Annotated in this window: 10 protein-coding genes; 1 reads left to right on the top strand and 9 read right to left on the bottom strand. The window is 71.0% G+C overall.

All coding sequences use genetic code 11. The features are described 5' to 3' along the window. The first annotated feature begins 328 nt into the window (after positions 1-328). Complete coding sequence (locus tag VIB55_RS03020) at positions 329-646, top strand: hypothetical protein (protein WP_331875185.1); 318 nt, start codon at positions 329-331, stop codon at positions 644-646. Positions 647-693: 47 nt separating this feature from the next. Here the strand turns inward: VIB55_RS03020 and VIB55_RS03015 are convergent, their stop codons facing one another. The 9 genes from VIB55_RS03015 to VIB55_RS02975 form a co-directional block, all read right to left on the bottom strand. After that, positions 694-1,032 carry a hypothetical protein gene (locus VIB55_RS03015; RefSeq protein ID WP_331875184.1) on the bottom strand — a complete coding sequence of 113 codons (339 nt, stop codon included), beginning with the start codon at positions 1,030-1,032 and terminating at the stop codon, positions 694-696. A 5-nt stretch (positions 1,033-1,037) separates the two neighbouring features. Next, positions 1,038-1,358: a hypothetical protein gene (locus tag VIB55_RS03010; RefSeq protein WP_331875183.1), complete on the bottom strand. Its 321-nt coding sequence runs from the start codon at positions 1,356-1,358 to the stop codon at positions 1,038-1,040. Positions 1,359-1,453: 95 nt separating this feature from the next. Further along, positions 1,454-2,449, bottom strand: coding sequence for a DUF6929 family protein (locus VIB55_RS03005; RefSeq protein ID WP_331875182.1), 996 nt, complete (start codon positions 2,447-2,449; stop codon positions 1,454-1,456). A gap of 137 nt (positions 2,450-2,586) precedes the next feature. Then, entirely contained in the window at positions 2,587-4,011 is a 1,425-nt protein-coding gene (gene argH / locus VIB55_RS03000) for an argininosuccinate lyase (protein ID WP_331875181.1), read from the bottom strand. A gap of 2 nt (positions 4,012-4,013) precedes the next feature. Further along, the gene (locus VIB55_RS02995; RefSeq protein WP_414680950.1) at positions 4,014-5,264 is read right to left on the bottom strand and encodes an argininosuccinate synthase; all 1,251 of its coding nucleotides are present in this window, start codon (positions 5,262-5,264) and stop codon (positions 4,014-4,016) included. A 147-nt stretch (positions 5,265-5,411) separates the two neighbouring features. Beyond that, positions 5,412-5,945 carry an N-acetyltransferase gene (locus VIB55_RS02990; RefSeq protein WP_331875179.1) on the bottom strand — a complete coding sequence of 178 codons (534 nt, stop codon included), beginning with the start codon at positions 5,943-5,945 and terminating at the stop codon, positions 5,412-5,414. Next, positions 5,939-7,102, bottom strand: a complete 1,164-nt coding sequence (locus VIB55_RS02985) for an acetylornithine/succinylornithine family transaminase (protein WP_331875178.1) — start codon at positions 7,100-7,102, stop codon at positions 5,939-5,941. The genes VIB55_RS02990 and VIB55_RS02985 overlap by 7 nt, the downstream gene beginning before the upstream one ends. Next, positions 7,089-7,853, bottom strand: coding sequence for an acetylglutamate kinase (gene argB / locus VIB55_RS02980; protein ID WP_331875177.1), 765 nt, complete (start codon positions 7,851-7,853; stop codon positions 7,089-7,091). The genes VIB55_RS02985 and argB overlap by 14 nt, the downstream gene beginning before the upstream one ends. Next, a partial coding sequence (locus VIB55_RS02975; RefSeq protein WP_331875176.1) for an Asd/ArgC dimerization domain-containing protein occupies positions 7,850-8,468 on the bottom strand: 619 nt, incomplete at its 5' end. The genes VIB55_RS02975 and argB, both read right to left, overlap by 4 nt.

Raw genomic sequence — 8,468 nt, 5'->3', positions numbered from 1 at the left:
AAGTTGATCGTGCGGCCACGGCGTCCGGACGAGAGGGGACGCAGTCATCTACTTCCTTGCGGGTGATGCCGAGCTTCTCCGACAGGCAACACCTGAGCGTCGCCCAAGGTCCTGCCAGAGCCGGTCCGCGCAGGAGCGGGTCGGCCTTCACACCGCGCCAACACACGGGAGTTCGCATTCCATGGAACTGAGACGCACCGCATTGATCCTGGCGTTCATGGTCCCCCTCGTCGCGTGCGAGGGGCCGACGGGCCCTGCCGGACCTGCTGGTCCGCAAGGACCTGCCGGCCCCACGGGTCCCCAAGGACCTGCCGGCCCCGCTGGTCCAGTGGGCCCGCAAGGTCCCGCCGGGCAACCCGGTGCCCAGGGGCCCGCCGGACCGGCGGGCGCAATCAACCGACTGTTCTACCAGGCGATCATTCCAGCCAGCCAGACCCTTTTCACGAACTACCTCCCCGCGGCCGCGAGCGCGAACAACACGCTGCCCTCGGTTCAGTGCTACATCTCCGACGCGCCGGCCGGCCCCTATCTACAGATCAGCGGCGACTCGTTCTATACATGCGGGATCGTGAAAGACGACGTCGGAGTGCGAGCGGTGCTACAGGGTGATGCAGGCTTCTACGGAAGCTTCGTGATCACGTACTGAACGCCCGGCTGACGCCTGCCGGGGGAGTTTCGGCGGCCGGACCCGGGTCACCCGTCCGAAAGCCCGTGGACCCGCGTGGCCCGCTCGCACAGGCGGGCGAGGTCGTCGCTGGAGAGAGCTTCCCAGTCCGCCGGGATCGGAGCCAGGCGGCGGCGCTCGTGGGGGGCCTGGAACACCAGCCACCCCCCCGCGAACGCCGCCGAAACGGTGGCGGCGGCATTGCGGCGATCAGCAGCCTTGCGGCGGTCCGCCCCGCGGTACAGGAACACCGGGTCGGGGCTGCGGCGGTCGCGCCCCCCGCGCCGTTCGCCGTCCTTTCGCGTTCCGGGGATCACGCTCCACACCTGCCAGTGCACGCCTCCCTGCTGGAACCCACGAAGCGCCATTTCGCTTAGTGCTGGACGGGCGCGGGACTGGCCCTGGAGCACAGGTCCGCCAGCTCCGCTTCCGTCACCGCGTCCCAGTTGGGCGGCGGCGGGATCAGGCGGCGCTTTTCTTCGGCGCACTCGAAGCACACCCAGCCGCGCTCCAGCCCGGGCGCGGCGGTCCGCCGGCGCCGCTCGCGGCTCTGCCGGCGCTCCGGCGTGTAGCCCGGGACCTGACGCACCCGGCGTTCGCCGCTGGAGCGCATTTCCGTGAAGACGCGCCACGGCGGAACGTCCCAGGCCTTCCAGGCCACTCCCCTCGCATCGATGAATTCGCGCAGTGCCATCATCTGACTCCGTAGCAGGTTCTCCGACAGCCGGGCGGAATCAGGCAAATCCCATACCTGCATCGACTTAGAAGGCGCTGCAACCTGTGGCGGTTTCAGTCGGAGGCCCATGGTCCGGCCAGCTCCACCTCGCACAATTCGGAGGGCAGATTCGGGTCGTCGCGGTCGATGACGACCAGCACGGTGCCCGGCCGCGAACCCGGGGCGATGCCCTCGACCTTGCCGTCGAAGCGTCCTCCGACCGCGTCCTCGATCACCGTCCATCGCGCACGCGACCCGTCGATGATGCCCAGCGCCGAGCCCGCCACCGGACCGTCGTCGTAGGTGTTGGGGGACGCCTCGGCCGTGGCGGCAAAGAGGAGCGCGTCGCCGACCACGGACGCATCCGTGAACGTGAGCCGCCATCCATCGATATCGCCCAGTTCATAGCGCGTGATGTGCTCCGGCGCCGGCGGCGGCGCGTTCCCGTCCAGCAGGTGCGCACGCAGGCGTTCCCAATCGACCTCACATGTGGCATCCACAGGGTCGCGGCCATCCACCGCCGCGCCGTTCCCGCGGTTGAAGAGGAGCAGGCGATCGTAGCGCCAGGCCGCGCCCTCCACATTCATTTCACTCCCCGAGAACTCGTGCGCGCCCCGCAGCAGCGCATAGAACGCGGAGGCGTCGCACACCTCCACCGATGGCGCCTGGGGGATGCCGCGCACCATCACGATCCGCTCGCGGTTGGGCGCGCTGCCCGACCCGAACGCGACCAGCATCTCGCCGGCGCCGTCGGGCAGGGTGACGCACGCCTCCAGATCGAGCTTGAACTGCTTGTTTCCGCGATCGGGCCCGAACAGGCGCACGCCGCCCTCCCCCGCCGGCAGAGTGAGCGAGCGGACGCCACAGGATTCGGGATCGACGAGGGCGATGAAGTTGGAATCGTCCTGCACGACCGCGAGCACGCCGCCGATCCACGCGATGCCTGACCCCGCGCGCACGTGAGCGGGCCGGTCGAGCGCGGGATCGGCACCGTCGGCGTAGAGCAGGGGGATGGAACGCACCACGCGGGCGCGGAGTGCGGGATCCTGATAGCCGCGGACGATCGTCATGCCTCCGCCATCACGCAACTCCAAAACCAAACAGCATCACGCAGAGGGCGCAGAGAAGACAGAGAGGACGCAGAGGGGCCGTGGCTGCCCTCTGCGTCCTCTCTTTTCCCTCTGCGACCTCTGCGTGAAACTGCAGTTCAGATCTGTCCGAGCAACGCCGCGATCTGGGTACGAACGGAGGCGGGTGAGGTACCCCCCTCGCTGGCGCGCGCCTCGATGGACGCCGTGGCGCTGAACAGCGAATCCAGGTCGGCGGACGCAAACTCGCGGCTCACCTCCACGAACACCTCGCGGGGAAGCGCGCTCAACGGACATCCCAGCGCCTCGGCCGCGCGCACCAGCCGGCCGACGGCTCCATGGGCCTCTCGAAAGGGCACGCCCTCGCGCACCAGGAAGTCGGCCAGGTCCGTCGCCAGCATGGCCGAGTCGACCGCGCCCGCGCACCGCGCCGCATCGATCGTCATCGACCGGATGGTTCCCGCCACCGCCGGCAGCACGTCCGTGAGCGCATCGAAGGCGGAAAAGAGCGCCGACTTGTCTTCCTGCAGGTCCTTGTTGTAGCCCGACGGCAACCCCTTGAGGAGCGCGAGCATGCCGGTGAGGTCGCCGATCAGCCGCCCGGCCTTGCCGCGCGCCAGCTCCAGCGCGTCGGGATTGCGCTTCTGCGGCATCAGCGACGAGCCCGTGCTGAAGCGGTCGCTCAGCCGCACGAAGCCGAATTCCGACGACGCGAAGAGCACCAGGTCTTCGGCCAGGCGCGACAGGTGCACGCCTGCCATCGCCGCCACGAACAGCAGTTCCGCCACCCAGTCGCGGTCCGCCACCGCATCCACCGAATTCGGCGACACGGCCCGAAAGCCCAGCGACTCCTTCAACAGCACGCGATCCACCGGAAACGGGCACCCCGCGATGGCGCCCGACCCCAGCGGCAGCACGGACACACGGTCCCCCGCGTCCGCCAGCCGCTCGCGGTCGCGCGCCAGCGGCCACGCGTGCGACAGCAGCCAGTGCGCGGCGGACACGGGCTGCGCGCGCTGCATGTGCGTGTACGACGGCATCACCGTCGCCACGTGCTGCTCCGCCTGCTCCACCAGCGCCAGCTGCACGTCGCGCAGGGCGGCATCGAGCGTCTTGACCGCCTCCAGCGCCCACAGGCGGAAGTCGGTCGCTACCTGGTCGTTGCGCGAGCGCCCCGTGTGCAGCTTGCCGGCCGTGGGGCCGATCTCGTCGCCCAGCAGCCGCTCCACCAGCGTGTGGACGTCCTCGTCACCGGCCGCCGCCCAGTCGGCTTCGGACCACGACTCCAGGCGCGCCGCCACCGCGTCGAGACCCGCGCGCAGATCGGCGGCCTCGGCGGGGTCGATCACCCCCGCGGCACCCAGCGCGGCGGCCCATGCGCGGCTGCCGGCCACGTCGTGGCGCCACAGGCGGCGGTCCACCGGCAGGGAGCGGTTCAGCCGGTCCATCTCGGGCGCCGGCCCGGACGAGAAGCGCCCGCCCCACATGCGGGCGCCGGGTACCGCCGGGGCGTTCTGCGCCGGCGCGGTGGGAGTGCAGGCCATGTTCAGTCCGCGGCGGCAAGGGTGGGCGCCAGCGTGGCCTCCTGCTCCTTGAGCGCGGCCACGCGGCTGGAAAGGCCGAACAGGCGGATGAACCCCGCCGCGTCGGACTGCTCGTACACGTCGTCCTCGCCGAACGTTACGAAGCGCTCGTCGTACAGCGAGTTGGCGGACCAGCGGCCGGCGATGGCCACGTTGCCGCGGTACAGCTTCAGGCGCACCGATCCCGTCACGCGGCGCTGCGTGGTGTTCACCAGCGCGTCCATCGCCTCGCGCTCCGTGGTCCACCAGCGGCCCTCGTACACCAGGTCGGCGTAGCGCGGGGCCACCATGTCCTTGAGGCTCAGCGTGCGCCGGTCCAGCGTCAGCTGCTCCAGCTCCGAGTGCGCGGCGTACAGCAGGGTGCCGCCGGGCGTCTCGTAGATGCCGCGCGACTTCATCCCCACCAGCCGGTCTTCCACCAGGTCGATACGCCCGACGCCGTGCGCCCCGCCGATGGTGTTCAGCGCCGCGATCAATTCCACGGGCCCCAGCTCCTGCCCGTTGACCGAGACCGGGTAACCCTCGTGAAAGCCGATGGTGACGTATTCCGCGCGCGCCGACGCCTCCTCGGGCGACTTCGTCAGCAGGAACAGGTCGCTCCCGGGCTCGTGCGCGGGGTCTTCCAGCGGGCCGCCCTCGTGGCTCACGTGCCACAGGTTGGCGTCCCGCGAGTAGATCTTCTCCCGCGTGGCGACGACGGGCACCTTGTGCTCCGCCGCGTACGCCAGGGCGTCTTCGCGCGAGCGGATGTTCCACTCCCGCCACGGCGCGATCACCGGAAGGTCTGGCGCGAGCGCGGCGTAGGTGAGTTCGAAACGCACCTGGTCGTTGCCCTTGCCGGTGCAGCCGTGGGCCAGGTGCGTGGCGCCCACCTGCCGGGCGATCTCCACCTGCGCCTTGGCGATGATGGGGCGCGCCATCGACGTCCCCAGCAGGTACTTGCGGCCGTAGACGGCACCGGCGCGCAGCGTGGGCCACACGTACCCGGTGACGAACGCCTCGCGCAGGTCCTGCACGTAGCAGGCGGCGGCGCCCGAGGCGAGTGCCTTGGCCTCGAGCCCGCTGAGCTCTTCGCCCTGGCCCACGTCGGCGGCCACGCAGATCACTTCGGCGCCGTAGTTTTCACGGAGCCAGGGCACGATGATGGAGGTATCCAGTCCGCCCGAGTAGGCGAGGACGACGCGGGGGGTCTGCATGGGGGTCTCCCTGGCGATGCTGTTTGCGTTTGGTTCGCCGCGTTCCCACGGCGTGGATCAGGACAGTGCGAAAGTGCGAGAGTGCGAGAGTGCGAGAGTGCGAAAGTGGACCAGCACCGCGAGCAGTTACTTTCGCACTTTCGCACTTAGTACTTTCGCACTTTGTTACCTTCGCACTTCCCTGTAGACCGCGATCTCGTCGCAGGCGTGCAGCTTGGAGCAGTTCCGGCAGTCGGCCCACACCTTGGCCGGGAACATCTCCTTGTTCACGGTGCGAAAGCCCAGGCGGTGGAAGAAGCCGTCGCGCAGCGTGAGCGCGAAGACGGTGGTGATGCCCAGCGTCTCGGCGTCTTCCACCAGCCGCTCCACGATGCGCCCGCCCAGCCCCAGCCCCTGCGCCGCGGGGCTCACGGCCAGGGAGATGATTTCCGCCAGCTCGGGCGAAAAGATGCGCAGGCCGCCGCACCCCAGCAGGCGCCCGTTCTCGTCCGTCGCCACCACGAATTCGCGGAACAGGCGAACCAGCTGCTCCGGCGTCTTGGGGAGCATCAGGTTCTGCGCGGCGAAGTGGTTGATCAGCGGCTCCACCGCCAGCATGTCGGCGATGCGCGCGGGGCGCACCGTCACCGGCGACCCGGGGGTTACCGGGGTGACGTCGATGCCCGCCGCCGCGGCGGCGGGCGCAATCTGGATCAGCACTCCATCGCTCCTTCCAGGATCGCGATGCCCTGGCGCAGTTCGTCGTCCCCGATCACAAGCGGCGGAAGCAGCCGCACCACGTCCGGGCCGGCAGTGCACAGCAGCAGCCCGGCCTCCAGCGCGCGGCCCACGATCCCGGCCGCGTCGTCCGTCTCGATCCCCCACATCAGCCCCGCGCCGCGCACCTGGCGGATGCCGGGGCGGCGGAGCGCCAGCGCGCCCAGCAGGTCCGCCAGCAGCTCGCTCTTGCGGCGCACCTCGGCCATGAACGGCTCCGCGCCGATCTTGCGGCACGTGGCCAGCGCGGCCGACGCTACGAGCGTCCCCCCGCCGAAGGTGCTGCCGTGGTCGCCCGGCTTCAGCGCTGCGGCCACGGTTTCCGTCACCAGCACGGCGCCCATCGGCAGGCCGCCGGCGAGGGGCTTGGCCAGCGTCATCACGTCCGGCGTGATCCCCGCCGCCTCGTGCGCCCACAGCGTTCCCGTGCGGCCCAGCCCCGTCTGCACTTCGTCCAGCATCAGCAGCGCGCCGTGCTCGGTGCACAGGGCGCGGAGTGCCTGCAGGAACCCGGGCGCCACCGTGCGCACGCCACCCTCGGCCTGGATGGGCTCGATGATGACGGCCGCCACGCGCCCGGTCTGCAGCAGAGCCCTCACCCCGTCCACGTCGCCCACCTCGGCGAAGTGCACGCCCGGCATCAGCGGGCGGAACGGCTCCTGGTAGGCGGGGCGGTCGGTCAGGGCGAGCGCGCCCATCGTCCGGCCATGGAAGCCGCCACGGAACGCGATGATCTCGTCCCTCTCCCCCGCCCAGCGGCGGGCGAACTTAATGGCCCCCTCGTTGGCCTCCGCGCCGCTGTTGCAGAAGAACACGCGGTCGGCGAACGAGTGTGCCGTCAGCCACCCGGCCAGCTCGCCCGCGGGGGCGGTGCGGAAGAGGTTGGACGTGTGGAGGATGCCGGCGTCCAGCGCGCCGCGGATGGCGGCCGACACGTCCGGATCGCCGTAGCCCAGGGCGTTCACCGCGATGCCGCTGGTGAAGTCCAGGTAGCGGCGCCCGTCGTCGCCCGTCAGCCAGCATCCCTCACCCGCCACGAAGGCCGGGCCGGCGGGCCTGTAGACGCCCAGCAGGGCGGATTGCCTGTCAGCAGCCAGCATCGGCCATCTCCCGTGCAGGTTCGATCCGCGTTCCCGCGGCCAGGTCCGTCAGCATCCCCACGCCCCCGATCCGTACCCCCGCCACCCCGGCCGCCGCCGCCGTGAAGGCCGCGCGCAGCTTGGGAAGCATTCCCCCCGACGCCTCGCCCGAGGCGGCCAGCGCCTCGGCCTCGGCGCCGCCCAGCGACCCCAGCCACTCGCCCGCGCGGCGCACGCCGGGGACGTCGGAGACGAAAAGCAGCTCTTCCGCGCCCAGGGTGGCGGCGATGGCCGCGGCGGCATCGTCGGCGTTCACGTTCAACCCGCCACCGTCCGTGCAGCGCGACACGGGCGAGATCACCAGCGTCAGCCCCTGCTCCATCCACGCGTGCAGCAGCTCCGTCCGCACCGACACCAGCTCCCCCGCGCGCCCCAGCGCGCCGCCGCGGATCGTCCGGCCCACCAGCAGCCCGCCGTCCTCACCCGACACGCCCACCGCATCCACCCCGGCATCCAGCAGCGCGGAAACCCAGCGCTTGTTGACCACACCGCTCAGCACCATGCGCACGGCGTCGAGGGCGATGGGCGTGGTCACCCGCAGCCCGTCCACCCACTCCGGCTCTTCGCCCATCGCGCGCTGCAGCTGGCTGACTTCCTTGCCGCCGCCGTGGACGAGGAGGGTGGGGACGGCGGACGCGGTGACGGATTCCGCCACCGACCGCATCCACGCGGCGTCCTCGGCCAGGTTGCCGCCCACCTTGACGACCCTCACGCCAGCGCCTCCGTCTCGGGCCATCCGAACATCAGGTTGAGGTTCTGCACCGCCTGCCCGGCCGCGCCCTTCACCAGGTTGTCGATGGCCGCGACCACGATCAGCATCGGAGCCGCCACGTCCTGGACGGCCGTCACCCCGATGGCCACGCGGTTGGAGCCCACCGCATCCGCCAGCGACGGCATGCGTCCGCTCAACACCCGCACGAAGGGCTCGGATGCATAATCATCCATCCACATTCCGACCGGGTCGCCGAACAGCGGCTCGTTCAGCGGCACGTATATCGTTTCCAGGATGCCGCGACGCACAGGCAGCAGGTGCGGGGTGAACACCAGGTCCGGCGCCCGTCCCCCCGTGACACCCGCCGCCTGCGACCGCATCTCGGCCAGGTGCCGGTGCACGTTGCCCACGGCGTAGGCGCTGAACCCCTCGGCCACCTCGGCGAACAGCAGCTCGCGCTTGGGCGAGCGCCCCGCACCCGTGACCCCCGACGCCGCGTTGACGATCACCGGCCCCGCCGCCAGGCCGCGCCGCAGCAGGGGCGCCAGCGCCAGGATGGCCGCGGTGGGATAGCATCCCGGGTTGGCGACCAGCTGCGCGCCGGCGATCCGCTCG

The organism is Longimicrobium sp. (assembly GCF_036554565.1).
Taxonomy (GTDB): domain Bacteria; phylum Gemmatimonadota; class Gemmatimonadetes; order Longimicrobiales; family Longimicrobiaceae; genus Longimicrobium.
The sequence above is the reverse complement of the archived record's forward strand: the minus strand, read 5'-3'. Positions and strand labels throughout refer to the sequence as shown.

What these genes read in the sequence shown, in the direction of transcription:
- VIB55_RS03015 (WP_331875184.1), bottom strand. Translation starts at nt 1,032, where the DNA reads ATGGCGCTTCGTGGGTTCCAGCAGGGAGGCGTGCACTGGCAGGTGTGG.
- VIB55_RS03010 (WP_331875183.1), bottom strand. Translation starts at nt 1,358, where the DNA reads ATGGCACTGCGCGAATTCATCGATGCGAGGGGAGTGGCCTGGAAGGCC.
- VIB55_RS03005 (WP_331875182.1), bottom strand. Translation starts at nt 2,449, where the DNA reads ATGACGATCGTCCGCGGCTATCAGGATCCCGCACTCCGCGCCCGCGTG.
- argH (WP_331875181.1), bottom strand. Translation starts at nt 4,011, where the DNA reads ATGGCCTGCACTCCCACCGCGCCGGCGCAGAACGCCCCGGCGGTACCC.
- VIB55_RS02985 (WP_331875178.1), bottom strand. Translation starts at nt 7,102, where the DNA reads ATGCTGGCTGCTGACAGGCAATCCGCCCTGCTGGGCGTCTACAGGCCC.